Origin of the sequence: Bacteroides sp. Marseille-P8574 (genome assembly GCF_902825465.1) — a bacterium.
Taxonomy (GTDB): Bacteria; Bacteroidota; Bacteroidia; order Bacteroidales; family Bacteroidaceae; genus Bacteroides; species Bacteroides uniformis.
Genome location: NZ_CADEBE010000001.1, coordinates 1403167 through 1429110, shown reverse-complemented (window position 1 = coordinate 1429110; position 25944 = coordinate 1403167). Strand labels below are relative to the sequence as shown.

The 25944-nt window shown below is 48.4% G+C and carries 20 protein-coding genes; 6 read left to right on the top strand and 14 right to left on the bottom strand.

Annotated elements, in window-relative coordinates:
* Positions 1-15: 15 nt before the first annotated feature.
* The 5 genes from HUX74_RS06110 to HUX74_RS06090 all read left to right on the top strand — a co-directional run bounded on the left by HUX74_RS06110 (position 16) and on the right by HUX74_RS06090 (position 7755).
* The gene (locus HUX74_RS06110) at positions 16-933 is read left to right on the top strand and encodes a hypothetical protein (protein ID WP_138346406.1); all 918 of its coding nucleotides are present in this window, start codon (positions 16-18) and stop codon (positions 931-933) included.
* Between the two features lie 163 nt (positions 934-1096).
* Positions 1097-2353, top strand: a complete 1257-nt coding sequence (hflX, locus tag HUX74_RS06105; RefSeq protein ID WP_119961765.1) for a GTPase HflX — start codon at positions 1097-1099, stop codon at positions 2351-2353.
* Positions 2354-2461: 108 nt separating this feature from the next.
* On the top strand, positions 2462-4453 hold the full coding sequence (locus HUX74_RS06100; protein WP_165491381.1) for a DUF4954 family protein: 1992 nt from the start codon (positions 2462-2464) through the stop codon (positions 4451-4453).
* 132 nt (positions 4454-4585) lie between these two features.
* Positions 4586-6226 (top strand): fumarate hydratase, encoded by a 1641-nt coding sequence (locus HUX74_RS06095; RefSeq protein WP_005824254.1) that lies wholly within the window; start codon positions 4586-4588, stop codon positions 6224-6226.
* Between the two features lie 371 nt (positions 6227-6597).
* Positions 6598-7755 (top strand): acyltransferase, encoded by a 1158-nt coding sequence (locus HUX74_RS06090; RefSeq protein ID WP_174646367.1) that lies wholly within the window; start codon positions 6598-6600, stop codon positions 7753-7755.
* Positions 7756-7802: 47 nt separating this feature from the next.
* Here the strand turns inward: HUX74_RS06090 and HUX74_RS06085 are convergent, their stop codons facing one another.
* From HUX74_RS06085 to HUX74_RS06035, 11 genes are all read right to left on the bottom strand, one after another.
* Positions 7803-9443 carry an amino acid permease gene (locus tag HUX74_RS06085; RefSeq protein WP_044467866.1) on the bottom strand — a complete coding sequence of 547 codons (1641 nt, stop codon included), beginning with the start codon at positions 9441-9443 and terminating at the stop codon, positions 7803-7805.
* Positions 9444-9491: 48 nt separating this feature from the next.
* Positions 9492-10817 carry a TolC family protein gene (locus HUX74_RS06080; RefSeq protein ID WP_117599267.1) on the bottom strand — a complete coding sequence of 442 codons (1326 nt, stop codon included), beginning with the start codon at positions 10815-10817 and terminating at the stop codon, positions 9492-9494.
* Entirely contained in the window at positions 10814-13846 is a 3033-nt protein-coding gene (locus tag HUX74_RS06075) for an efflux RND transporter permease subunit (protein WP_131225758.1), read from the bottom strand. Before HUX74_RS06075 ends, HUX74_RS06080 begins: the two co-directional genes overlap by 4 nt.
* A gap of 40 nt (positions 13847-13886) precedes the next feature.
* Complete coding sequence (locus HUX74_RS06070) at positions 13887-14969, bottom strand: efflux RND transporter periplasmic adaptor subunit (RefSeq protein ID WP_117599269.1); 1083 nt, start codon at positions 14967-14969, stop codon at positions 13887-13889.
* A gap of 121 nt (positions 14970-15090) precedes the next feature.
* Positions 15091-16023, bottom strand: coding sequence for a ribosome small subunit-dependent GTPase A (rsgA, locus tag HUX74_RS06065; protein ID WP_117599270.1), 933 nt, complete (start codon positions 16021-16023; stop codon positions 15091-15093).
* Between the two features lie 109 nt (positions 16024-16132).
* Positions 16133-16693 carry a ribosome recycling factor gene (gene frr, locus HUX74_RS06060; RefSeq protein ID WP_025834253.1) on the bottom strand — a complete coding sequence of 187 codons (561 nt, stop codon included), beginning with the start codon at positions 16691-16693 and terminating at the stop codon, positions 16133-16135.
* Between the two features lie 129 nt (positions 16694-16822).
* A complete protein-coding gene (gene pyrH / locus HUX74_RS06055; RefSeq protein ID WP_174646366.1) occupies positions 16823-17533 on the bottom strand; it encodes a UMP kinase in 711 nt (236 codons plus the stop codon).
* An 82-nt stretch (positions 17534-17615) separates the two neighbouring features.
* Entirely contained in the window at positions 17616-18131 is a 516-nt protein-coding gene (locus HUX74_RS06050; protein WP_117964922.1) for a nucleoside 2-deoxyribosyltransferase domain-containing protein, read from the bottom strand.
* 21 nt (positions 18132-18152) lie between these two features.
* The gene (locus HUX74_RS06045; RefSeq protein ID WP_117964920.1) at positions 18153-19091 is read right to left on the bottom strand and encodes a DMT family transporter; all 939 of its coding nucleotides are present in this window, start codon (positions 19089-19091) and stop codon (positions 18153-18155) included.
* A gap of 88 nt (positions 19092-19179) precedes the next feature.
* Entirely contained in the window at positions 19180-21678 is a 2499-nt protein-coding gene (locus HUX74_RS06040) for a heavy metal translocating P-type ATPase (RefSeq protein WP_174646365.1), read from the bottom strand.
* 129 nt (positions 21679-21807) lie between these two features.
* Positions 21808-23160, bottom strand: a complete 1353-nt coding sequence (locus HUX74_RS06035; RefSeq protein ID WP_174646364.1) for an MATE family efflux transporter — start codon at positions 23158-23160, stop codon at positions 21808-21810.
* Positions 23161-23323: 163 nt separating this feature from the next.
* Here HUX74_RS06035 and HUX74_RS06030 point away from each other — a divergent pair, with 163 nt between their 5' ends.
* Entirely contained in the window at positions 23324-24004 is a 681-nt protein-coding gene (locus HUX74_RS06030; RefSeq protein WP_117599444.1) for a hypothetical protein, read from the top strand.
* Positions 24005-24125: 121 nt separating this feature from the next.
* Here the strand turns inward: HUX74_RS06030 and HUX74_RS06025 are convergent, their stop codons facing one another.
* Genes HUX74_RS06025 through HUX74_RS06015 form a run of 3 tightly spaced genes read right to left on the bottom strand, consistent with a single transcriptional unit; the run spans position 24126 to position 25526 of the window.
* Positions 24126-24596: an HlyD family secretion protein gene (locus tag HUX74_RS06025; RefSeq protein ID WP_117599276.1), complete on the bottom strand. Its 471-nt coding sequence runs from the start codon at positions 24594-24596 to the stop codon at positions 24126-24128.
* A 3-nt stretch (positions 24597-24599) separates the two neighbouring features.
* The gene (locus HUX74_RS06020; protein WP_165853600.1) at positions 24600-25340 is read right to left on the bottom strand and encodes an ATP-binding cassette domain-containing protein; all 741 of its coding nucleotides are present in this window, start codon (positions 25338-25340) and stop codon (positions 24600-24602) included.
* A 27-nt stretch (positions 25341-25367) separates the two neighbouring features.
* Positions 25368-25526 carry a hypothetical protein gene (locus HUX74_RS06015; protein ID WP_158562813.1) on the bottom strand — a complete coding sequence of 53 codons (159 nt, stop codon included), beginning with the start codon at positions 25524-25526 and terminating at the stop codon, positions 25368-25370.
* Positions 25527-25944 lie beyond the last annotated feature (418 nt).

Below are 25944 nucleotides of genomic sequence, written 5' to 3'. Positions count from 1 at the left end.
TAATTGAATTTGTATATGAATAAGATATTTAATAAACTGTTTTGGGTCATGGCTGTATGCGGCTTGACAATGACGGCTTGTTCAGACGATATTGACTGGAATCCCGGTGCTGCTGCCGATGGACAAGGGGTCTTCTTCCCTTCGAGTCAATCAAGCAGTATAACGCTGACCGAGACGTCTGGTTCTTTCGAGGTAAGTGTATTTCGTACAGTAAGTTCAGGAGCCTCCACCACACAAATAACTGTTACTCCCGGTGAGAATGCTGCTGGCATTTTTACAGTTCCTACCGAAGTAAGCTTTGCTGATGGTGTGACAGAGGCAAAAATAACGGTGACTTACCAGAATATGAAGCGTGATGTCCCCTATACTTTGACCCTCTCTGCAGTGGACGGCACTCCGTATGGCATTACTGACTTGACGATCAGTGCCATTTGTCCATTAGTTTGGGAAGTGGTAAGTACTAATGCCACATTGATAGACAATATGTTTGAGGCATTTGGTGCTACCGGTGTTAAACTGACCGGTATTACGGTGGAAAAGCATCCCGAACTTAACAAATATCGTTTTAAGAGTCCTTATGACAATTCTTATTTTAACTCTTTGTTTGGCATAGGAACTCTTCTTCCTGATGATTTTAAACTTCCTTATATTGAGTTGGACGGTAATACTTATCCGGGTGGATATTATATCACTGTTACAAAATTGGGATGGAAAATGGTAAATGGTGTAGGTCCTGAGGCCAATAGCGATTGGGGAACTTTCGGTTCTGTTTATGGAAATCTTTCCGAAGACCTTGGTACTTATCCATTGGGAAGCTACAACGATGCTGAGAAGGTATTTGATTTGGGAGCTCTCTTCTTTTGTATAGATGACAGTGGCTCTGAATTAAATTATCCTCTTAAGGGTACAACTTTGCTGTATTTGAACAACTGATTTTTGTTTGTATTCCGTGTGATACGGAACTTATGAATGTGGAGGGTGAATTATAATAGAATTCATCCTCCCTTTATTTTATCTCCCTTTCTAAGGAGCTTCCGCTAAAATTATATATATTTGCTGCCCGAACCAACAATATATATAATAAGGTATAGAAACTATGAAAGAATTTGTAATCTCCGAAGTGCGGGCAGAAACAGCGGTATTGGTAGGTCTTGTCACGAAGACTCAGGATGAGCGTAAGACCAACGAATACCTAGACGAGCTTGCATTCTTGGCTGAGACAGCCGGGGCGGAAGTAGTAAAGCGGTTTACCCAAAAGCTGGACCAGGCGCATTCCGTGACCTACGTCGGCAAGGGCAAGCTGGAAGAAATCAGAGAGTATATCCGGAATGAAGAAGAAGCCGAACGTGAAGTCGGCATGGTGATTTTTGACGATGAACTTTCTGCCAAACAGATACGTAACATTGAAGCGGAGCTGAAGATTAAGATATTGGACCGTACTTCGCTCATTCTCGATATTTTTGCCATGCGTGCCCAGACTGCCAATGCAAAAACGCAGGTGGAGCTGGCTCAATACAAGTATATGCTTCCTCGTCTGCAACGTTTGTGGACCCACTTGGAACGCCAGGGTGGTGGCTCCGGTGCCGGTGGAGGTAAAGGTTCCGTGGGACTTCGCGGTCCGGGTGAAACGCAGCTGGAAATGGACCGCCGTATCATTTTGAACCGTATGTCATTATTGAAGGAACGCTTGGCTGAGATTGACAAGCAGAAGTCTACCCAGCGGAAGAACCGCGGACGCTTGATTCGTGTGGCATTGGTGGGATATACCAATGTAGGAAAATCCACATTGATGACTTTGCTTTCGAAAAGTGAAGTCTTTGCCGAGAACAAGTTGTTTGCCACGTTGGATACTACGGTGCGTAAGGTGATTATTGAGAACCTGCCGTTCCTGCTTTCTGATACAGTGGGCTTTATCCGTAAATTGCCGACGGATTTGGTAGACTCCTTCAAGTCTACTCTGGACGAGGTACGCGAGGCAGACTTGCTGTTGCATATCGTAGACATCTCTCATCCGGATTTTGAAGAACAGATAGAAGTTGTGAACAAGACGTTGGCAGATATCGGTGCCGCCGGTAAGCCTATGATTCTTGTATTCAATAAGATAGACGCTTATACCTATATAGAGAAAGCGGCTGACGACCTTACCCCCAGAACCAAGGAAAACTTGACACTCGAAGAACTGATGAAGACGTGGATGGCTAAGATGGAGGATAACTGCCTCTTTATTTCTGCCCGCGAAAAAATCAATATGGAGGAACTGAAGAGTGTGGTTTATCAGCGTGTGAAGGAATTGCACGTGCAGAAGTACCCCTATAATGACTTTCTTTATCAGACCTACGAAGAAGAAGTTTAATTTTAGTTATGAGTGATAAGTTATGAGTTATTTGCTGGCAGCGGTTTGAATCGGTAGTGCCGGCAAAGGCAATAACTTATAACTCATAATTCATAACTCGTTATAAGGATGAATTACAGAAGACTGACCGAAGATGAAATTCTCCGGTTGAAGAGCCAGTCATGTCTGGCTGATGATTGGGGAAAAGTAGCTGTTGCAGAAGAGTTCTCAACGGAATTTGTGCATCATACCCGTTTTTCGGGTGAGGTGCGTTTGGGAGTGTTCCATTCAGAATTTATGTTGCCGGGAGGAATCAGGAAGCATTCCGGTTTGCGGCATGTGACGCTGCATAATGTAACGGTGGGAGATAACTGTTGCATTGAGAATATCCAGAACTATATTGCCAATTATGAAATAGGGCATGATACTTTTATTGAGAATGTGGATATTATTCTGGTAGACGGTGTGTCGAAGTTCGGTAACGGGGTAGAAGTGTCTGTCCTGAATGAGACGGGAGGCCGTGAGGTGCTGATTAATGATAAACTCTCCGCACACCAAGCCTATATTCTGGCGCTTTACCGCCATCGTCCGGAACTGATTACACGGATGAAGGAAATCACGGATTTTTATTCCAACAAACATGCTTCTGCTGTAGGAAGCATCGGGAACCATGTAATGATATTGAACACCGGTTCCATAAAGAATGTGCGCATCGGTGATTATTGCCGCATCTGTGGTACATGCCGTCTGTATAACGGAAGCATCAACAGCAACGAGGTGGCGCCGGTACACATTGGGCATGGGGTGATTTGCGATGATTTTATCATCTCTACCGGGTCTCATGTAGATGACGGAGCTATGCTGAGCCGCTGCTTCGTGGGGCAGGCATGCAAGTTGGGACACAACTACTCTGCTTCGGATTCTTTGTTTTTCAGCAACTGCCAGGGAGAGAACGGGGAGGCGTGCGCTATTTTTGCCGGACCTTATACGGTGACACACCATAAATCCACGTTGCTGATTGCCGGTATGTTTTCCTTTATGAATGCCGGTTCGGGGTCCAATCAGAGCAACCATATGTATAAGTTAGGACCTATCCATCAAGGCACTTTGGAGCGTGGTGCCAAGACGACTTCCGATTCGTACATCTTGTGGCCTGCAAGGGTGGGAGCGTTCTCCTTGGTAATGGGGCGCCATGTCAACCATTCTGATACTTCGAACCTGCCGTTCTCTTACTTGATAGAGCAGAATAATACCACCTACCTTGTACCCGGTGTCAACCTGCGTAGTGTGGGTACCATCCGTGATGCCCAGAAGTGGCCGAAACGTGACGGGCGTACCGACCCGAACAAACTGGATTACATCAACTATAATCTTCTCAGCCCCTACACGGTGCAGAAAATGTTCAAGGGACGGGAGACGTTGCAGAATCTGCGTCATGCCAGTGGCGAGCTTTCGGATATCTATTCTTTCCATAGTGCGAAGATACGTAACTCGGCTTTGGTGAAAGGTATCCGCTTCTATGAAATAGCCATTCATAAGTTCCTCGGAAACTCTGTCATCAAGCGCTTGGAAGGCATTGACTTCCGGAGCAATGAAGAAATACGTGCCCGTTTGAAGCCCGATACTGCCATTGGCAGCGGCGAATGGGTGGATATTTCCGGATTGATAGCCCCGAAGAGTGAGATAGATGCGCTGATAGACGGTATTGAGTCCGGTAAAGTCAATCGCTTGAAGTCTATCAATGCCGAGTTTGAGAAGATGCACAGCAACTACTATACCTACGAATGGACCTGGGCGTATGAGAAGTTGGAAGAGTTCTATGGTATCAAGCCGGAAGGTATGACGGCAGAAGACGTCATACATATTGTCGAAAAATGGAAAGAAGCAGTAGTTGGCCTCGACCGCATGGTTTATGAGGATGCCAAGAAAGAATTTTCACTGGCTTCCATGACGGGCTTTGGAGCCGATGGCTCACGCTTGGAAAAGGAACTCGACTTTGAGCAGGTACGCGGCGACTTTGAAAGCAATCCGTTTGTAATGGCTGTGTTGAAACACATTGAGGTGAAGACGGCGCTGGGCGATGAACTGATAGGGCGGATGCAGCGGGTGTCAGAAAATTAATTATGATTTGCCGCCTTTTTACTCTAATTAAAGAATTATTTCAATAATAGTTTTTACCTTTGCTCGGTAAAGGCGGTTTTGTGCTGCCTTTGCTACCCGAATCACTTTTAAACATTAAATATACGAGTAATTATGGCAACAACACCTCCGTTCAAGTATCAGCCCATGTTCGAGAAGGGGAAAGATACTACTGAGTATTATCTGCTTACAAAAGATTACGTGTCAGTAAGCGAGTTTGAAGGAAAACCTATCCTGAAGATTGAAAAAGAAGGTTTGACGGCAATGGCCAATGCGGCTTTCCGTGATGTATCGTTCATGTTGCGTCGTTCGCACAACGAGCAGGTTGCTAAGATTCTGAGTGACCCCGAAGCAAGCGATAACGATAAATACGTGGCACTCACCTTCCTGCGCAATGCAGAGGTAGCATCCAAGGGGGTACTTCCTTTCTGCCAGGATACGGGTACGGCAATCATCCACGGCGAAAAGGGACAACAAGTATGGACCGGCTACTGTGATGAAGAAGCTCTCTCACTGGGTGTTTACAAGACTTATACCGAAGAGAACCTGCGCTATTCGCAGAATGCTCCTCTCACCATGTACGATGAGGTGAATACGAAGTGCAACCTTCCCGCACAGATTGACATCGAAGCTACGGAAGGTATGGAGTACGAGTTCCTCTGCGTAACCAAGGGTGGTGGCTCTGCCAACAAGACTTATCTCTACCAGGAGACAAAGGCTATCCTCAACCCCGAAACATTGGTTCCCTTCCTTATCTCAAAAATCAAGACTTTGGGTACGGCAGCTTGTCCTCCCTATCACATCGCATTCGTTATCGGCGGTACCTCTGCCGAAAAGAACTTGCTGACAGTGAAACTGGCTTCCACCCACTTCTACGATAACCTACCCACTACCGGCAATGAGTTCGGCCGCGCTTTCCGCGATGTGGAACTGGAGAAGCTGGTACTGGAAGAAGCTCATAAGATTGGCCTCGGTGCCCAGTTCGGCGGCAAGTATCTGGCTCACGACATCCGCATCATCCGCCTGCCGCGTCACGGTGCGTCCTGCCCCGTGGGTCTGGGTGTTTCCTGCTCTGCCGACCGTAACATCAAGTGTAAAATCAATAAAGAAGGTATCTGGATTGAAAAGCTCGACAGCAATCCGGGTGAACTGATTCCCGAAGAACTCCGTAAGGCCGGTGAAGGCGACGTGGTGAAGATTGACTTGAACCAGCCGATGGCCGATATTCTGAAGGAACTGACCAAGTATCCGGTTTCCACCCGTTTGTCTCTGAATGGAACCATTATCGTAGGCCGTGACATCGCACACGCCAAGCTGAAAGAACGTCTGGACCGTGGCGAAGACCTGCCGCAGTACATCAAAGACCATCCCATCTACTACGCCGGTCCTGCCAAGACCCCTCAAGGCATGGCTTGCGGCTCCATGGGCCCGACTACTGCCGGACGTATGGACCCGTATGTAGACCTCTTCCAAAGCCACGGCGGCAGCATGATTATGCTTGCCAAAGGTAACCGCAGCCAGCAAGTGACAGATGCCTGCCAAAAGTATGGCGGTTTCTACTTGGGCTCTATCGGTGGTCCTGCCGCTATCTTGGCACAGAACAACATCAAGAGCATTGAGTGCGTGGAATATCCCGAACTCGGTATGGAAGCTATCTGGAAGATTGAGGTGGAGAACTTCCCTGCATTCATCTTGGTGGACGATAAGGGCAACGACTTCTTCAAGCAACTGAAGCCCTGGAATTGCAGCAAGTAAAACAGAAGCCTTTTAGAAAGGCATAATATAAGGAAAGCCGTAACGGAGAAAATCTTGTTACGGCTTTTTTGTTTTGTAGAGGAAAACAAAGTGTTTCGCGGCATAGAACACTCTGTTTCATCAAGCAAAACAAACTGTTCCTTTATGTTGAAACAAATTGTTTCTTCCTATTGAAACAAACTGTTCTTTCATGTTGGAACAAAGTGTTCTTCCCTATTGGAACACTCTGTTCTGCCTTGATAAAACAGATTGTTCTCTATAGGAGAATAAAACTGAAACTCGTTTGTTGTCGTATTTTTGTTACATTCTCCTTTTCATTTCTCAGTTAACTTCTTTATCTTTAGCCCTCCAAACAACCAATTTAATAAAACATGGAACTGACTCTTACACGACAAACTCCGGCACAACACATCGTATGGCTGGATGTGGTACGCCTTGTTGCAATGTTTACAGTAGTTTGCTGCCATTGCACAGACCCTTTTAACTTCTATCCGGGCACATCGCCCGACATTGTTGACATCAAGTTCTGGGGAGCTGTCTACGGTGCGGCGCTCCGTCCTTGCGTACCGCTTTTTGTAATGATTACCGGTGCATTGCTGTTGCCGGTACGGGGTGACGCCTCGGCATTCTACAAGAAACGTATCCCCCGCGTATTCTTTCCTTTCCTCATCTGGTCTGTGATTTACAATCTGTTCCCCTGGATAACGGGACTGCTGGGAGTGGAGCCGAAAGTGATTCTGGATTTCTTCCCTTATTCGGGTGAGGAAGTGATGCGCCAGTCTCTGGCAGTGAGCCTGGGATATATTGCAGAAATGCCTTTTAATTTCTCTCTATTGGATGTACACATGTGGTATATCTATCTGCTGATAGGGCTTTATCTCTATCTTCCGATATTCTCGGCATGGGTGGAGAAGGCCTCGGAACGTGCCAAACTATGGTTTCTTGCAGCATGGGGAGTGACACTGCTGCTGCCTTATTATACCGAGTTTGCCGCTCCGTACCTTTGGGGGACTTGCTCGTGGAACTCGTTCGGTATGCTGTATTACTTTGCCGGTTTTAACGGCTACCTATTGTTGGGCCATTATCTGAGGAACCATAACTGGACGGGCCGGCAACTCTGTGGCATCGGCATTCCCATGTTTGCCATTGGCTATGCCGTAACATTCCTTGGTTTCCGTCGTATGACCTCCTTGCCGGATTTTACGGATGAGATGCTCGAACTCTTCTTCACCTACTGTTCGCTGAATGTAGTAATGATGACCATCCCCGTGTGTATGCTTTGCAAGCGGGCCAATTTCCGTTCGGAGCGCATCAAGAAAGCTTTGGCAAATTTGACGCTCTGTGGTTTTGGAGTCTATATGATACACTATTTCTTTACCGGACCGAGCGTAGTCCTGATGCGTGCTATCCATGTTCCTATCTATCTTCAGATACCTTGTGCCGCAGTCGTCGCTTTCTGTACTTCCTGGTTTCTGGTGGCAATGGCATACCGTTGTTTCGGGAAGCGGACCAAGTGGGTGCTGGGGTAGTTTGGATGAAAGATTGTTTATCTTTAAAGGAGGAGATTTAGGGCTTATTATCTCCTCCAGATTCTCCACATATAGTAAGCGCAGTGCGTGAATGCGAAAACAAACGAGATAATCAGCAGCACTTTGCTTTCTCCCCATCCCACAGTCTGTTGGTGCCACAGTCCGGTGATGACACAAAGAACGGCAAGGATAAGTCCAATCATGTTCAAGGTCACCTGCCCGTGGCGGGTGTCGCCTCCATGCTCCAGCTTACTGTGCTTCATGCCGTAGCCCACGTAGATGTCCAGACCGATGAGCATCCACAGCACCAGGCGTATCCATGTATCGGCAGGAAGGAACAACATCATGCAAAGGCAAGTAAGAATACCCAGTATGGGGATAAGTGGAACAAGTGGGGTTTTAAAGGAACGGGGCACGTCAGGCATGGTTCTGCGTACTACCAGTACAGCGGCACAGACCAGCGTGAAGGCCATCAGCGTGCCGATGCTTGTCATCTCTCCGGCCAGCCGTGCGGGTACAAAAGCTGCCAGCAGGCCCACAAGTACCATGAAGAGCAGGTTGCTGCGTGCCGGAGTACGGAACTTTTCGTTGATATGCGAGAAGAAAGGAGGCAGCAGCCCGTCATGGCTCATGCTTAGGAATACGCGGCTCTGTCCCAGCAGTGTCACCATGATGACGGAGCAATATCCGAACAGAATGGACAGCACGATGGCACGGTTCAGCCAGGGATAGTCCGGCTGGATGATACCTGCAGCATCAGCCTGCCCCATGTGCTCTATGGCTATGGCAACGGGAGCAATGCCTTGCTGTCCGCTGAAGGCGGTGTAGTGTGCCACTCCCGTCATGACGTGGGCAAAAACCATATAGAGCACGGTGCATACCAGCAAGGAGACCAGAATGCCGATAGGCATGTTCCGCTTCGGGTTCTTCGTCTCTTGGGCGGCTGTGCTCACAGCGTCGAACCCGAGGAAGGCGAAGAATACGATGGCCGCCCCTCGCAGGATGCCGGAGAAGCCATATTCGCCCAGCACGCCCGTATTGGCAGGGATGTAAGGTGTATAGTTGTCGGTATTGATGTATTTCCAGCCGAGTATGACAAAAATCAGTATGACGGAAACCTTCAGGAATACAATGAAGCCGTTGAAGATGGAGCTGCCTTCCGTACCCCGTATCAGGAAGAGGCTCATCAGCACGACGATAAGGAAGGCGGGGATATTTACGACTCCACCATCCCAGGGACAGGCGGTGAGGACTTGCGGTAGATGTATGTCCAGTCCCTCGAGAAAGACGACCAGATAGCGGCTCCAACTGATGCTTACCGTGGTTGCGGCTACGGTGTATTCCAATACCAGGTCCCACCCGATAATCCAGGCGATGAGTTCGCCCATCGTGGCATACGAGTAGGTGTATGCGCTGCCGGCTACGGGTATCATGGATGCAAATTCCGCATAACATAGTCCGGCGAAGCAGCATCCCAGTGCGGCAATGGCAAAGGACAGTGTGATGGCCGGTCCCGTATAGCCTGCCGCCACCGTTCCGGTGATGGAGAATAGACCCGCTCCGATGATGACTCCCACGCCCAGGGCAACAAGGCTCCACGGACCAAGTACACGTTTCAATGTTTTCTTTCCGGAGGCATTAGCCTCCGCTTGCAGTGCCTCGAATGGCTTTCTGATGAATAATCCCATTGTGCTTCAATTCTGATAAACCGGGCGCAAAGGTACGGATTATATTGCTTATTCCATATAGCGCGCTACTTTTCCACTGATTTGCAGTAGGGAGATTTCACATAATTTGGTATCATATTCCGCGGAGAGAATACGTTCTTCTGCATCCAGCAGACTCTTTTGGGCTTCGCGCATCTCGATTCCCGAGAGGTTGCCCAGCATATATCGTTCCATGGCAATCTCGTGGTTCTCCTTGGCAGCCACAAGGTTCTGGCGTTCCAGGTTCAGCATTTGCAGGTTGTTTTGGTAGGCCTGCCATAGGTTGCTGAGGTCGGCGCGCAGGGCTTGCTCCAGTTGCTCCCGTTCCAGGCGAGCGTTCTGCACGGCAATGCGGGCATTCTTGCGTTCGCGGCGCCGGTTGCCGTCGAACAGATTGAAGCCGACCGTGACGCCGAAGTTCAGACCGAGGTTGCTGCGGCGGCTGTTGGCAGAGATGTCATACTTGTTGAGGGTGTAGCCGTATCCGCCGTTCATCTTCACGTATGGGTAGTCGCGCGAGCAGACTTTCTTGTAGTCCAGACGGGCCAGGGTATTGTTCTGTTCGGCACGTAGCAGTGAGGCGTTGATGGTGAGGGTGGCGTTCCACAGCTCCTCGAAGTTCAGGGAGGCGGTCACGTTGATGAGGCTGTCTTGTATGATAAACGGCTGGTCTACATCTTTGTTTGCCATGAGTTCGTTCAGCTGGATACGTGAGGTGTGCAGCAGTTCCTGCTGTTTCATGTATTGGGCACTGTCGGCATTGAAGTCCACTTTGGCCTGCTGGTAGTCCAGGCGCGAGAAGTTACCGATGTGGTAACGCTCTTCCACAATGCGCAGGCGCTCTTTGGATAGCGATACGGCATAACGGAAGTTCTTCAAGCGGATTTTTTGCTGCACATAGTTATAGTATTCAGCGGCTATGTTGGCTATCAGGTCCTCGATGGCGATGCGCGTATTGGTCTCGCCTTGGCGTTCCAGCTCCTTGAGCCGTTGGTAGTTGGCGGTAATGTTGAAACCGTCGAAGATGGTCCAGTTCAGGTTGATGCCTGCATCGAGAGTTTGGTCAAACACTCCGTTGTCCTTGGTTGTCTCTCCGGTGGCTCGGGCTTTGGTTTCGATATTGTCTATGGTTCCCTTGTAGCCGGCGGAGAGGTCCAGTGTGGGCAGGTAGCCCGCATTGCCCAGTGTGGCGTTGTTCTTGCTGACCTGCTCTTCATTGCGGACAATGCGCAGGGAGTAGTTGTTCAGCAATCCCTGCTCCAGGCAGGACTTCAAGGTGTAGGTAGGCGCAGGCTGTGCGTAAAGGCCCAGCGCTGTGCAGGCAGTGGCTATGAAAATTAAAACAATGCGTTTCATTCGGTCTTCAGTTTACTTCGGTTCGTTGATACATAACTATATATGGCAGGCACGATGTACATCGTCAGTAGTGTGGAGATGAGCATGCCGCCTACGACGGCAGTACCCATGGCGATGCGTTGGTTGCAACCTTCGCCGGTGGCGTAGGCAAGCGGTATCAGTCCCAGGATGGTGGAGGCACTCGTCATCAGGATGGGGCGCAGACGTTGCAGGGAGGCGTCCTTGATGGCTCGCATCTTGTCTTCACCCGCTTCCTGCTTCTGATTGGCAAATTCCACAATCAGGATACCGTTCTTTGCCACCAGACCAATCAGCATGATAATACCAATCTGGCTGAATATATTCATTGTAATTCCCCCGAAATACATGAATACCAGTGCACCGGCAATGGCGAGAGGCACCGTCAGCATGATAACCAGCGGGTCCTTGAAACTTTCGAACTGGGCGGCAAGAATCAGGTAAATCAGCACAATGGCCAGGATGAAGGCGAACATCAGACTGGAGGAACTTTCCCGATACTCTTTGGAGTCTCCGGTCAGTGCGGTGCGGAAGGTCTCGTCCAGTGTCTCTTTGGCAATCTTGTCCATTTCATCCAGACCTTGTCCGATGGTCTTGCCGTCCGCCAGTCCCGCGGAGATGGTGGCGGAAACGAAACGGTTGTAACGGTACAACTTCGGAGGGGCGATACCGCCGGTCAGTTCAATCAGGTTGTCCAGCTGCACCATGGTTCCATTGTCGCTACGGATATAGATGCCTTTCAGGTCGGCAGGCTTGTTGCGTTGCTGGCGGTTGATTTCGCCCAATATCTCGTATTGCTTTCCGTTCATGTAGAAGTAGCCCATGCGCTGTCCGCTCAAGCCGTATTGCAGGGTTTGGGCAATGTTCTTGGTGCTTACGCCCATGATGCTCGCCTTGTCACGGTTGATGTTGATGCGCGCTTCGGGCTTGCTGAACTTCAGGTTTACGTCTGCCATCTGGAATACCGGATTTTCGTAGACCTTCGTCATGAACTTGGGGAGCACCTCCTGCAATTTCTCGATATTGGTTGCCTGCAATACATACTGCACGGGCATACCGCCGCGCCGTCCTCCGAATGAGGAGGACTGCTGTACGAAAGAGCGTGCCATTGTCTTTTTCTGCACTGCCTTCGACAACTTTTCAGCAACTTCCATTTGGGTATAGTCACGGTCTTTCATGTCTTTCAGTGTGATACGTACGTTACCGCTACCACTGGACACACGCGCTGTTACCGCTTCTGCATCCGGGATAATGGAGTCCACCAGATGATTGATGTCTTCGGTATAGTCGCGGATATATTCGTAAGTCACTCCTTCGGCACCCATTGTATTGATACTGATTTGCGAACGGTCCTCCAATGGCGCCATTTCAGCCGGGATAGTATTCCAAAGGACTCCGATAAGCAGAATGGTGACGATGGTGAAGGGCAAGGCAATCCAGCGCCGTTTCAGGAAGGCGGCCAGTGACTGGCTGTATACCCGGTTCATCCCTTCGAAGAAAGGTTCGGTCTTGCGATAGAACCAGCTCTGCTGTTCCCTTTTGATTAAAAGTTTGGTGGCAAGCATCGGCGTAAAAGTCAATGCGGCGAAGGAGGAGATAATCACCGAACCGGAGACCACGATACTGAATTCGCGGAACAGTCGTCCCGTCGTCCCGTCCATGAATACAATAGGGAAGAATACCGCCACCAGCGTAATGGTAGTGGAAATGACGGCAAAGAAAATCTCCTTGGCTCCTTCTATGCCGGCTTCTTTCGGTGGCATCCCTTTCTCGATGCGGACATAAATGTTCTCCGTCATCACGATGGCGTCGTCCACCACCAAGCCCACGGCAAGCACCACGGCAAGCATGGAGAGCACATTGATGGAGAAACCGGCCAGATACATGACGAAGAAAGCTCCAATCAGCGAAACGGGGATTACAATACATGGCACAAGCGTCACACGCCAGTCGCGCAAGAAGAGGAAAATGATGATGATAACCAGTACAAAGGCCTCATACACCGTCTGCTTCACCTCGTCGATAGAGGCACGGATAAACTTGGTATTGTCAAAACCGTAGTTGTAATGAACGTCTTCGGGAAGGTCTTTCTTCATCTTCTCCATGCGGTCATATACGGCGTTGGCTATTTCAATGTGGTTGGCACCCGGCTGCGGAATTACTACGACACCTACCATGGGCACACCGTTCATCTTCATATAACTTTTGATGTCGGCTGGTCCCAGTTCGGCACGTCCAATGTCGCTGAAGCGGACAATGCGGTTACCGTCTTCCTTCAGGATAAGATTGTTGAACTCTTCGGCTGTATGCATCAGCCCCAACGTGCGGATGGTGAGCTCGGTAGTGTTTCCTTCGATACTTCCGGAAGGGAGCTCTACGTTTTCGTTGTCCACCGCATTCTTTACATCCAGGGGAGTGATTCCATAGCCGGACATCTTGATGGGGTCCAGCCAAAGCCGCATGGAATAGCGCTTTTCTCCCCAGATACTTACACTACTTACATCTGAAATAGTCTGAAGCTGCTCCTTGACAGTTAGGTCGGCTATTTCACTGAGCTCCAGTAGGGAACGTTTGTCACTTTGGAGGGCAACCATCAGGATAGGGGTGGCGTCCGCATCGGCTTTTGATACGGTAGGCGGATCACAGTCACGAGGCAGATAGCGCTGTGCACGCGACACTTTATCACGTACGTCGTTGGCGGCGGTTTCCAAGTCAACGGAAAGCTCAAACTCTACTGTAATGCGTGATGAACCTTGCTGGCTGACACTGGAGAGGGAGCGTATGCCGGGAATACCGTTGATGTTCTGCTCCAGAGGCTCCGTTATCTGGTTCTCGATGACATCGGCGTTGGCACCCGGATAGGAGCAGGATACTGATATGATGGGATTATCTACAGACGGGTATTCGCGTACACCCAGATAATTGTAGCCGATGAAGCCAAACAGCAGGATTATCAGGGTAAGTACTGTCGAGAGTACCGGTCGCCGTATACTTAATTCGGATATATTCATTCTTTACAATTGATAATTAATGGTTGATAATTGACAGTTGTCAATTGATATTGTCCAGTGTTACCGGCAGTCCGGTACGGAGTTGCAGGGTTCCCGAGGTGATGATGGTATCTCCTGCCTGCAAGCCTTGCAATACTTGTACTTCCGCTTCCGTACGGATTCCCGTAGTAATCTCTACCGGCTGGGCTTTTCCCGACTTATAGAGGAATATTTTGTCTTTTCCCATTTCCGGTACAATGGCTTCGGACGGTACGGCGAGGGCGTTCTGAATTTCGTCCTTGTTCAGCTTGATGCTGGCATAGCGGCCCGGAAGCACGGCTCCGTTGGCATTGGGATAAAGTGCACGGATTGTCAAGGTATGGGTAGTAGGGTCTATCTTTGATTCGCGTGCATAAACCGTGGCGTGGAAGGTGTTTAGTTTTCCTTCGAGAGTGAAGTCCAGTCCGGCGCCGGTCTTTACGTCATTGGCATACCGCTCGGGTACGGCAAATTCCACCTTCAACGGTGAAATCTTGGTGAGCTTGGCTACAATGGTTGTAGGGGAAGCGTAAGTACCCACACTGACTTGGCGCAGACCGATGACACCGTCGAAAGGGGCACGCAGCTCGGTTTGTGCGATGTTCGATTCTATCAAGTCAATGTCGGCATTCAGGGTGGCCAGCTCGGTCTTTACTTGTTCGTAGGCTTCTTTACTGACCGCATCCCTTTCCAACAGGGCGTTCTGGCGAAACACGCGGTCTTCTGCCAACTTTAATTGGGAGACGAGGCGTTGCAATTGTGCTTGCAGCGGCCGGTCATTAACTTTGGCAAGTAATTGTCCTTTCTTGACGAAACTGCCTTCTTCAAAATTTATCTCTATGATTTTGCCGGATGTCTCGAAAGAAAGGTCCACTTCCTCATCAGGCAGCAGGCTGCCGCTGATTTGTATTTCATCCTTCAGCAATTGCGGTTTGATTATTTTTGCGTTTACGTTTAGAATTTTCTTACCGCTACGTTGACCGGTCATCACCTTGTCTGCAGCGGCTAATTCTTCATTCTCTTTAGGTAATTGGGAGTAGATTCCTCCTCCAATCAGTCCGGCACCAATCACGATAATGATGCCCCATTTAACTCTCTTATTCATGTTGTAGTATTAGTAGTAATAAAATCAGCCTTAGATTAGACAGCAGGAAAAAGGAAAGGTTTAAAATATAAAGAGTTAAAAAGTGTAAGAATATGAGATGGAAAGATGATAAAATGACAAATCAGTAAGCAGCCCGGTATTTCCCCTCCTCCTTGTCTTCCAGCATGTTCAGATAAGAAGCGTATCGTGACTCACTGATATAGTGCTTCTCAACCGCCTCGCGTACAGCGCATCCGGGTTCGTGGCGGTGGGTACAGTTGCCGTAACGGCAGTCGGCAGATACTTTGAATATTTCCGGGAAATAGTGGCCTATTTCTTCTTCTTCCATATCGAATGTTCCAAAACCTTTGATGCCCGGGGTGTCAATGATATATCCGTCACCGGGAACCGGGAACATTTCTGAGAAGGTAGTGGTGTGCATACCTTTATTATGATAGGTGGATATCTCTCCGGTTTTAATCTCTATATCGGGCAGTATTGCCTTGATGAGTGTCGATTTCCCTACTCCGGAATGTCCGGAAAAGAGGGTTATACGTCCTTTGAGCTCTTCCTCGATAATATCGATGCCTTCCCCTTTTTTGGCAGAAACCTTGAAACATGGATAACCGATGGTGGTATAAAGGTTGATGAGACTGTTCAGATAGTGCAGTTCCTCTTCGTTGTAGGCATCCACTTTGTTGAATATAATCTTGACGGGAACACGGTATGCCTCGGCAGAGGCGAGAAAACGGTCTATAAATGTGGTGGAGGTTTCGGGATAGTTCACCGTCACTATGAGCATGCACTGGTCGAGGTTGGCGGCAAGAATATGTGATTGCTTGGAAAGGTTGGAGGCACGGCGGATGATGTAATTCTTCCGGTCCTCTATCTCACTGATAAAGGCCGTACCTTCCTGGTTCAGTATGATGTTCACGTAATCGCCTACAGCCACGGGATTGGTGCTTCGTATGCCTTTCAACCGGAAGTTCCCTTTGATTTTACATTCAATCTCTCTTCCGTCGTCAGTCCGTACCAAGTACCAGCTTCCGGTGTTTTTTATAACGAGTCCCCTCAAAATATTTGATAATTGATAATTGATAATTGATAATTGATTGCTGGATAATTAACTACAGGTATTATTACACATGGTAATTATCAACTGTCAATCATCAATTATCAATTCATTAAACGGTCATGATTTCTTTATCCTTTGCAGCCAGCATGTCATCAATCCGCTTGATGAACTTGTCGTGAATCTTCTGCAGCTTTTCTTCACCGCCTTTCTGGGCGTCTTCTGCCAGTCCGTCCTTTACGGATTTCTTCAAGGCGTCGATGGCATCACGGCGTGCATTACGTACACTTACTTTGGCTGTTTCTCCTTCTCCCTTGCATTGTTTGGCAAGCTGCTTCCGGCGTTCTTCCGTCAGCGGTGGGATGCCGATACGGATAATTTCACCGTTGTTTTCGGGCATGATGCCGAGACTGGAGTCAATGATGGCCTTTTCAATGACGCGGAACATGCTCTTATCCCATGGCTTGATGGCAATGCTGCGTGCGTCCGGAGTGGTTACGGCTGCCACATTGTTGATAGGAACCATACTTCCGTAAGAATCCACACGGATACCATCCAGCAAACGGATATCAGCTTTTCCGGCGCGGATATGAGCCAATGCCTCGTCCAGATACATGATGGCCATGTCCATACTTTCTTGCGCTTCGTCTAAGATGTCTTTTACGTCTCTCATATTATTTTCGTTTTTGGAATAGCTTTAATTTGAAACTTTGCAAATATAATTATTAAATCGGGAATTGAGAATTAAGAATTAAATAACATTCATTTTTTTATTCTCAATTCTTCGTTTTCCGTTTTTAATTCAATTATGTACCAGTGTACCGATTTCTTCTCCTTGCATCACTCTTTTCAGATTCCCCACTGTATCCATGTCAAAAACGATGATGGGTAGGTTGTTCTCCTTGCACATGCAGGTGGCGGTGAGGTCCATCACTTTCAGACCGCGCTTCAGTACTTCGTCGTAAGTGATGTCGTGGAATTTCGTGGCTGTCGGGTCCTTCTCCGGATCGGCGGTATAGATGCCATCCACACGGGGACCTTTCAACATGACATCTGCCTCAATCTCGATGCCGCGCAGACTGGAACCGGGATCGGTAGTGAAGAACGGATTGCCTGTAACGGCGGGCATGATGACTACTTCGCCTGCTTCCATACATTCGATGGCACGCCATTTATTGTAGAATTCACCGATGGGTTCCATACGTACGGCAGTCAGCACGCGGACCTTCACGCCGGTAGCTGCCAGAGCTGAACTGAGGGCAAGGCTGTTGATGACGGTTGCTAGCATTCCCATCTGGTCGCCTTTCACGCGGTCGAATCCTTTGTGGGTACCGTTCAATCCGCGAAAAATGTTTCCACCGCCTATCACGATGCCTATTTGTACTCCCAATTCGTGGATTTCTTTGATTTGAGCTGCGTACTCGGCAAGGCGTTTTTCGTCAATGCCGTATTGCTTTTCACCCATCAGGCTCTCGCCGCTGAGCTTCAATAAGATTCTTTTATAGGTTGTCATAATATATAGTTTGTTATATTTCTTTGCAGCAAAGATAAAGAATAAAACTGAAAAGTGCTGCAGAATGAGGGAGGATAGTTGCCTAACGTATTGTCTTTAGGAACTCGTCCATGCTGTGATATAACGGAATACCATAATGGTTACAAGTAATTCGCACATTGTCGTAGCGGTAGAAGCCGGGCTCGCAGATGACGTGCAGTTTGCCGGAACGCATGTGCAGCCCCATCTCCAGCAGAGTGATGGGAGACTTACTGCTTGCCAGGATATTCATGATTATCAGGTCGGCTTTTTCCAGATGTTCCAGTTCCCAGTTCACTTGATGTTCAAAGTCGGACATTTCACCGCTCAACCCCTTGTCCCTTCGGGGGTTGTATAGGAGATATTTGCCTTCGGGACGTGCTCGGAACCAGTCGCAGGTTGCCTTTTGCCAGTCTATGCTCTTGCCCATGTCAATGGTTCCAGCCAGGAAAATTTTGGTATATTCAGCTTCGTTCACTTCGGCTTTGTCTTCATCCGGACGGAGTACGATCACCTCGGACTGAGCTTGTAGGCCGATAGGGAATAACAGAACTAAAAGCAGGTAGAGATTTTTTTTCATGGTTGATGATGGTTTATAGAATTAGTTGTTTTTCTTGCTCTTTATCGGGAGTCTTGGAAACAGTTTCCTGAAACGAACCAGTTGGCCTGTAATGTTTCCCCCTGCGATGACGAGCGTTACGGCTACAATAATCATCACCAGTCCGATGCTTTCTCTGACAGTCAAGCTTTCTCCAAAGACAGCTATTCCGAAGAAGATGGCTGTCACGGGTTCCAATGCACCGAGAATAGCGGTCGGGGTGGAGCCGATGTATTGGATGGCTCCAGTAGTGCAGAGGAAGGATATGGCGGTGGGAAAGACAGCCAGTGCAAGCAAATTGCCCCACAGATACCACTGGTCCGGTGTGTTCAGTACTCCGGAATAGAGTAGGCGTGCTACGAAGAGCGATAAGCCGAAGAGAAGGACATAGAAGGTGACTTTGAGTGTAGCTACATTTTTCAATGACGTCTGGTTGATGCCCACAATGTATATGGCATAGGAAAGGGAGGAAGCGAAAACCAGCAATGTCCCTATCAGGCTCAGCGTACTGCCGTCCTCACTTTTATAGAGCAGCCCGATGCCTCCCAGTGCAAGTAGCATGCAGACGATGGTTTGCAGTGCCAGCTTCTCTTTGAAGACCATAGCCATAATAAGAGCCACCATGATGGGGTAGACGAACAGCAGTGTCGACGCTATGCCGGCGGCCATATAATTATAACTCAGAAAAAGCGTCAGTGAGGAGAGGGCTACGAGTAATCCCATGATGATGAGCGGAAATGTTTCTTTCCGTTGTATCTTGAATGTCCGCCCTCTCGCTTTTATCATAATGCCCAGCAATGGGATGGCAAAAAGGTATCTGAAAAAGAGTACGGAGTCCGGATCCATGCCGGCTTTGTACAACGGGAGGGCAAACAATGGATTCATACCGTAGGAGGCTGCGGCGATAGAACCCAAAATATATCCTTTAGCTTTTGCATTCATATCTTTATATGTAGATTAGCGTGCAAAGGTAGATATTTACTTTGATTTCCTCTTTCTTTTCTGTATGAAAACCGTATGAATTTTACCCTTATACCTTCAGTGTGTAGTCACCGGCTTCTTCTGTCACTGCCTTCTGCAATTCTTCGAGTGTCTTTTCTCCGTCTGAAAACTCTACGATGGCCACCGGAGGGTTCAGAGTTACGGTGGCATGTACGCCCTCCATACTATTTAATGCTTTCTCTACGTGCATGCGGCAATGGTTGCACATCATACCTTCTACCTTGAATTCTTTTTTCATGATTGTTTCTGTTGATGGTTCAACTTTTTTGTTTTCTTCTCCTTCATGTATCTTTTTCCGTTTTAGCAGCAAGCTGTTGCTCACCACACTGACACTGCTGAATGCCATGGCTGCGCCGGCTATCATCGGATTCAACAGGAAGCCGTTGATGGGATAGAGTATTCCGGCTGCAATGGGCACACCTACTATATTGTATATAAACGCCCAGAACAGATTCTGCCGGATGGTCCGGACTGTCAGACGGGACAGCCGGAGGGCTTCCGGAATTTTTGTCAAATCGGAGGAGATGATGGTCATTTTGGCTACGTCCATGGCGATGTCACTACCTCCGCCCATAGCGATACTCAAGTCGGCTTGGGCAAGGGCGGCGCTGTCGTTGATGCCATCGCCCACCATCGCCACTTTCCGTCCTTCTGCTTGTAACCGGCTGATAAAGGCTGCCTTGTCCTGCGGCAGTACGCTCGCTTGATAATGCGCAATACCTGCTTTGCGGGCAATTTCGCGGGCGGTGGTTTCATTGTCTCCGGTCAGCATGTGGACTTCGATACCGGTGGCACGCAGCTCGTCGACGGCACGAATGGAAGTTTCCTTTATCCGGTCCGTGATTCCGGCTATTGCCAGTGCGTTTTCTTCGTCGGCAAACCAGATGACGGTTTGTGCTTTCGCTGTCAGTCGGGTGGCTTCTTCCCGAAGAGACCGGCTGATGGCAATCCGGTTCTCTTCCAGTAGTTTCAGGTTTCCGGCAAAGTAAATCCGGCCTTGTGTCCGCCCTTTTACACCTTTTCCGGTGATGGTTTCGAAATCTTGGATGTCGTCTATGGAAGCCGATTCCTTGAGGTGATTCACTACGGCGTCTGCCAATGGATGTTCCGATAACTTTTCCAGACTGTAGAAAATGTCCGGCAAGACATCTTTTGAGGAAATGCTTGGATTGGGAGTAGTTGTCGGCGTATTCCATACCAGCTTACTGACTACCGGTTTTCCTTCGGTTACGGTTCCGGTTTTGTCGAGTACTACGGTATTTACCTTTTTGGCAATCTCCAGACTCTCGGCATCTTTTATCAGGATACCCCTTTCGGCTCCCTTGCCGATGCCTACCATGATGGCTGTAGGAGTGGCTAGCCCCAGCGCACACGGGCAGGCGATGATAATCACTGTGACAAATGCCAATAATCCGTGGGTGAATCCGTCGGTTCCGTCCAGCATCATCCATACGATGAAGGCGAGCACTGCAATGCCGATAATGGTAGGCACGAATATCCCTGCTATCTTGTCGACCAGTTGCTGTACCGGTGCTTTGCTCCCTTGTGCGTCTTGCACCATGTGTATAATCTTTGCCAGCAGTGTATCTGTGCCGACTTTCTCTGCCCGGAAGCGGAAACTCCCCTTCTGGTTGATGGTACCTGCGAAGACTTTGGCATCTTTTTGCTTGGACACTGCTACCGGTTCGCCGCTCAGCATACTTTCGTCTACGTACGAAGAACCTTCCGTCACGATGCCGTCCACTGCAATCCGTTCGCCGGGCTTCACCAGTATGATGTCGCCGGGGCGAATCTGCTCAATAGGGACAATGCGTTCCTCATTCCCAACGACGGTCACGGTCTTGGGTTGGAGTCCCATCAGCTTCTTGATGGCTGTTGAAGTGTTTCCTTTCGCCTTTTCTTCCAGCAGGCGCCCCAGCAGGATAAAAGCTATGATGACACTTGCCGCTTCAAAATACACATGCGGGTGGATGCCCCTGGACAGCCAGAAGTCCGGAAATAACATGTTGAACAGACTGAACAGATAGGCTGTTCCGGTGCTGATGGCTACCAGTGTATCCATATTGGCGCTGCCATGTCTCAACTGTTTCCAGGCACTGCTGAAGAATCCCCGTCCCAGCCAAAATACAATAGGAGTGGATAGTGTCCACATGATAGGATTGGCATAGGGCATATCCATGAAAAACATACCTATTATGATAACAGGTAAGGATAGAATAACGGCCCAGACAGTGCGGAGTTTCAGTGTAGTGAATTTTTTGTTGTGGGCCTCTTCCGCTTCTTCGAGCGTATTGCCGTCCCGATTTATCAGCAAGTCATATCCAGCGGCCTGCACGGCTTGCTGCAATGCCTCGGAAGAACAGTTCTTGGGATCATATTCTACGGTTGCCGTTGCCGAAGCGTAGTTTACGGCTGCTATCTTGACACCGGACTGCCGGTTCAGCGTCTTTTCTATCCGTGCGGCACATGATGCACAGCTCATTCCCAATACGGGAAATGTCTCTTGAACAATATTCTTGTCTGTCATAACAATTATGTATTTAAGTTTCGTAAGTTCTTGAACTTGCGAAACTTGAGTTATGTATAAGTCATAGCGATACAAAGATAATGCTTTTTCCCCTTGAAATGTTCATCGCTTAAAATCGCAATAAATAGGCTACTTCTCACTGGGGAATGCTTTTTTAATGACTCCCCGACTCAATCCCGTCTGCACCGCTCCCCGCATCAGGAGGTAGGTGAGGAAGGCAAGCCATAAAGCATGGTTTGCCAGGACGGGATGTAGGCCATAATACAAGACAAAGAAGCTGACGGCTGCTGCAGTCATGGACAGCAGCATGCCGCGCGTGGCTGTGGCACCTATAAAAATGCCGTCCCAAATGAAGGCGGCTATACCAACGGCAGGAACGGCAAGCGCCCAGTAGAAATAGGTGTCGGCAACCGCTATCACTTCTTTGTCATCCGTCAATAGCCCGAGGAAGGCATTACCTCCCAGTGCATAGGTCAACGTAAAGAGAACTGCCATTACCGCTCCCCATCCAAAGAGATGTCGGACGGTGTCTGTAAAGGCTTCCCGGTTGTGTGCGCCTATGTATCTGCCGCTCAGGGCCTCGCCTGCGTAGGCAAAACCATCCATTACATACGAGAACAAAGTGAAGAGCTGCATCAGCAGCGTGTTGACAGCCAAAATGATTTCGCCCTGCGAGGCTCCTGCTGAAGTAAAGAACAGAGTAACCACCACCAGGCAAAGGGTGCGCAGAAAAATGTCCCTGTTCACTTGGAAGAATTTTAGCATTGTCTCCTTCTCCCAGATACCTTTTCTTTCTTCCCCTTTAATTTCCAATTTATAATTTTTAATTTCCCAGTATCTCTGCAACTTTCCATAATTGCGTATCCAGAGCATCAGCCCTATCAGGAAACCGGCGTACTGGGCTATCAGCGTCCCCAGGGCAACTCCTTCGACTTTCATTTCGCATAGATAGACCAGGCAGAGGCTGGCAATGATATTGACTATATTCTGTGTGATGGCTATATACATGGGAATGCGTGAATTCTGCATGCCGATGAACCATCCCGTGAGCCCGTATAGTCCCAGCATGGCGGGTGCACCCCAGATGCAGATGTGGAAATAAAGCGTTGCCATCTCTTTGACCTCGTCTGTAGGATGAATCAGCAGGAATGCGCCTTGTCTGATGGGGACTTGCAATGCTATGAGGCAGGACGCGACAGCCAGCCCTATGCCGACGGAGCGCACTAATAGGCGTACAACTTCCGGCAAATCCCGTTTTCCGTATGCTTGTGAAGTCATTCCGCTGGTCCCCATGCGCAGGAAACCGAAAATCCAGTAGATGATGTTGAACAGCATCCCGCCTACGGCAATGGCTCCGATATAGGCCGGTGAGCCTAAGTGTCCGACAATGGCTACATCAATCAGTCCGAGCAAAGGAACGGTGATGTTTGATACGATGGAAGGCAGTGCTATTTGCAAGATTTGCTTGTCTCTGAGCTTCATTGGTAACGCTTATTTCATAAGATTGGCAAAGTTACGCAGAAAAGGGGAAAATAGTGGGAAAGATTAACTATATTTTGTTGATGTTTGCAGTGAAAGTGTGTAAATTTGTAGGTGAATTTCTATGGAGATGATTCAGGCTGTTAAACTATTATATACTTTAAAAATGAAATCCTTAACTTTATTTTTCTCTTTGTTTCTGATGTTGCCTCTGTCAGTTTTCGCTCAGTCGGCGGGTGAATTGTTACAGAAAGTTTCCGAAGCGTTGTCCGAAGGCAAGGACGATTATGCCGTAAGTCTGTTTCGTCAGTCGGCAGATGCCGGTGTGGACCAGGCGGAAATGTTCTATTGGGCCAATGTTGACAAGAACACTGTGGTAGCTTCCCGTTTGGCCAATGAGCTGGCTGCCCATTACAAGGAAATGCGGAATTACGACAAGGCCTATCTCTTCTATAAGGAGTTCTTGCAACGCCATCCCGAAGATGTGCCTGCCCTTGTTTCTTGTGCCGAGATGGAAATGATGCGGGGAAAAGAGAAGGATGCTCTGAAAACCTACGAGAAGGTGCTGATGCTCGACGGTGATAACCTGCAGGCAAATATCTTCTTGGGGAATTATTTCTATCTTCAGGCAGAAAAGGAAAGGAAGAAGCTCGATGATGACTTTAAGAAGATAACTTCCCCTACGCGGATGCAATATGCCCGTTATCGTAACGGTTTGTCGGACGTGCTTACCAATAGCTATAGCAAGGCAAAGACCTATCTGCAACGGGTGCTCCAGGTATTTCCTTCCATGGAGGCAGGCAATACGCTGGAAAGAATAAAGAAGATGGAGGCGGAGATGCGTTAATAGTAGCTCAATCTCCTTTTTGAGATACGGATTGCGCAAGTAATAGATTTCTAACGCTTATTCATCGCGGGTGCGAAGCGAGGTGTTGTGCGGGAAGACTTGTTTGGCGAGGCATAGCTGTTCACTCCCATATTCTTCCGAGCAGCGTCTTCTCCGACAAGATGATGGATGCCTTTCCTTTCATGCCTTTCTGCATGAAAGGGACTTCTTTCAGTGACAGTATAAAACAGAAATAGTTGTGCCCGTTGCGGCTGATTATCCGTGTAGAAACGGTTGTGACAGTTCCTTGCAGATAGCCGTATTCCTTGCTTGTATATCCTTCCAGTTCAATTTCTGCTTTCATGCCGGTACTTACTTGTGTGATGCAGGCATACGGCAGTTCTCCGGTAGCTGACACTTCTCCTTGCTGAATGTCCGTCAGGGTGATGTTGCATTCCGTTGTTTCGGGATAGGGGACAAATGCGGCTACAGCCAGCAGCAAAGCTATAATTATTCCGATGATGCCGATTCCGCTACGTACCAGCAGCGGAGGAATCTGCCCGATGATTTTCCGTACCTGTTTGCTTCTGAGTTCTATATCCTTGCTTTCCATATGCTAACTGCCCAATTCCAATTGATTCTTCACAAGATTATAATAAGCTCCCCGGCTGGCTATCAGTTCCTGATGCTTTCCGGCTTCTATGATTTTCCCTTTGTCTATCACTACTATCCGGTCGGCGTTCTTTACAGTGCTTAGGCGATGGGCCACCACGATCACCGTTTTCCCTTTGTAGAACTCCGTCAGGTTCTCTACAATTATCCGCTCGTTGTTGGCATCCAGCGCATTGGTGGCTTCGTCCAGAAAGATGTACTGCGGATTCTTGTAGACGGCTCGGGCAATCAGTATCCGTTGTTTCTGCCCTTGACTCAGACCCACACCGTCTTGCCCTATCAGAGTGTTGTATTTCAGGGGGAGGCGCATGATGTAGTCGTTTATATTGGCAATCCGGGCAGCCTCTGCCAGCCGTTCCTTGTCTATTTTAGGTTGAACTGGTTGAGATCTGTGTCGCCGATGGAGATTTCTCCGCCCAATGCCTTGTAGTAGCCCAACAGCAATTTGATGATGGTCGTCTTTCCGCTTCCTGTTCTTTATTTCGTTGATGAAGATGCTGCCTGCTTCTTGTGTCTGTTGCAGTTTCAGGTTCTTCATGTTGGCTTCGAAAAGTTCGGCCTGCACGTCTTCCCACTCCCAGCGGCGGCGTTGCTCGCAGTCTTGCAGCTTTATCTCCTGCATGGCGGTGATGAACTGGTAGGTTTTGTTGTTGTTCTTAAGGTTAGGCACAAAGTCTCCTCCCATGTAAAAGGCGGCATTGCGCAAATAGTTTCAGGTTTCTGTATTGTAGTATTTTTCTGTTCCGGAGTAGTGCTGTTCTCCGTATTCAGTTCCTTTTTCACGGTTGTTTCCCGCCCAGGAAAAGATGGTGTAGAAAGAGAATTTATCGTTCCCGGTTTCAAAACTTCCACTATGAGAATTTGTCAACATTCCCGGATGGACGTCATTGTTCAGATTTAGCAGCTGGTAAGTCTAGCTCCTTTTTTTGAGTTTTATATTGAGCACCGTTGCATATCCGTCTTTGAGATATTTATGCGCCAACATAAAAAATGCAGGAAATGTTATTGCGCTTCCTACATTTTTCATATTTTTGCATTTGGAGAGAGGAGTTCTCTCCAAGACATTTTAGAATTTGAAGAAGCGTTATGCTTATCTTGTGGTTGGGAACCTAGGAAATTCGCAATTGTACACAAGGATAGCATAGTGGTTCTCACGCATATAGCGTGGGCTGCTATAACCATATCCGTGTACAAGGTTTTCCTAGGACCTCCAACCAGAACGTGGCATTGCAGTCTCACGCTTTTATGTTGAATGGTTCCCGGGAGAGACTGAGGGAGATTAATTATTT

Coding starts and splice junctions, on each gene's coding strand:
- HUX74_RS06110 (WP_138346406.1), top strand. CDS start 16: ATGAATAAGATATTTAATAAACTGTTTTGGGTCATGGCTGTATGCGGC.
- hflX (WP_119961765.1), top strand. CDS start 1,097: ATGAAAGAATTTGTAATCTCCGAAGTGCGGGCAGAAACAGCGGTATTG.
- HUX74_RS06100 (WP_165491381.1), top strand. CDS start 2,462: ATGAATTACAGAAGACTGACCGAAGATGAAATTCTCCGGTTGAAGAGC.
- HUX74_RS06095 (WP_005824254.1), top strand. CDS start 4,586: ATGGCAACAACACCTCCGTTCAAGTATCAGCCCATGTTCGAGAAGGGG.
- HUX74_RS06090 (WP_174646367.1), top strand. CDS start 6,598: ATGGAACTGACTCTTACACGACAAACTCCGGCACAACACATCGTATGG.
- HUX74_RS06085 (WP_044467866.1), bottom strand. CDS start 9,443: ATGGGATTATTCATCAGAAAGCCATTCGAGGCACTGCAAGCGGAGGCT.
- HUX74_RS06080 (WP_117599267.1), bottom strand. CDS start 10,817: ATGAAACGCATTGTTTTAATTTTCATAGCCACTGCCTGCACAGCGCTG.
- HUX74_RS06075 (WP_131225758.1), bottom strand. CDS start 13,846: ATGAATATATCCGAATTAAGTATACGGCGACCGGTACTCTCGACAGTA.
- HUX74_RS06070 (WP_117599269.1), bottom strand. CDS start 14,969: ATGAATAAGAGAGTTAAATGGGGCATCATTATCGTGATTGGTGCCGGA.
- frr (WP_025834253.1), bottom strand. CDS start 16,693: ATGAGAGACGTAAAAGACATCTTAGACGAAGCGCAAGAAAGTATGGAC.
- pyrH (WP_174646366.1), bottom strand. CDS start 17,533: ATGACAACCTATAAAAGAATCTTATTGAAGCTCAGCGGCGAGAGCCTG.
- HUX74_RS06050 (WP_117964922.1), bottom strand. CDS start 18,131: ATGAAAAAAAATCTCTACCTGCTTTTAGTTCTGTTATTCCCTATCGGC.
- HUX74_RS06045 (WP_117964920.1), bottom strand. CDS start 19,091: ATGAATGCAAAAGCTAAAGGATATATTTTGGGTTCTATCGCCGCAGCC.
- HUX74_RS06040 (WP_174646365.1), bottom strand. CDS start 21,678: ATGACAGACAAGAATATTGTTCAAGAGACATTTCCCGTATTGGGAATG.
- HUX74_RS06035 (WP_174646364.1), bottom strand. CDS start 23,160: ATGAAGCTCAGAGACAAGCAAATCTTGCAAATAGCACTGCCTTCCATC.
- HUX74_RS06030 (WP_117599444.1), top strand. CDS start 23,324: ATGAAATCCTTAACTTTATTTTTCTCTTTGTTTCTGATGTTGCCTCTG.
- HUX74_RS06025 (WP_117599276.1), bottom strand. CDS start 24,596: ATGGAAAGCAAGGATATAGAACTCAGAAGCAAACAGGTACGGAAAATC.
- HUX74_RS06020 (WP_165853600.1), bottom strand. CDS start 25,340: ATGGGAGGAGACTTTGTGCCTAACCTTAAGAACAACAACAAAACCTAC.
- HUX74_RS06015 (WP_158562813.1), bottom strand. CDS start 25,526: ATGTTGACAAATTCTCATAGTGGAAGTTTTGAAACCGGGAACGATAAA.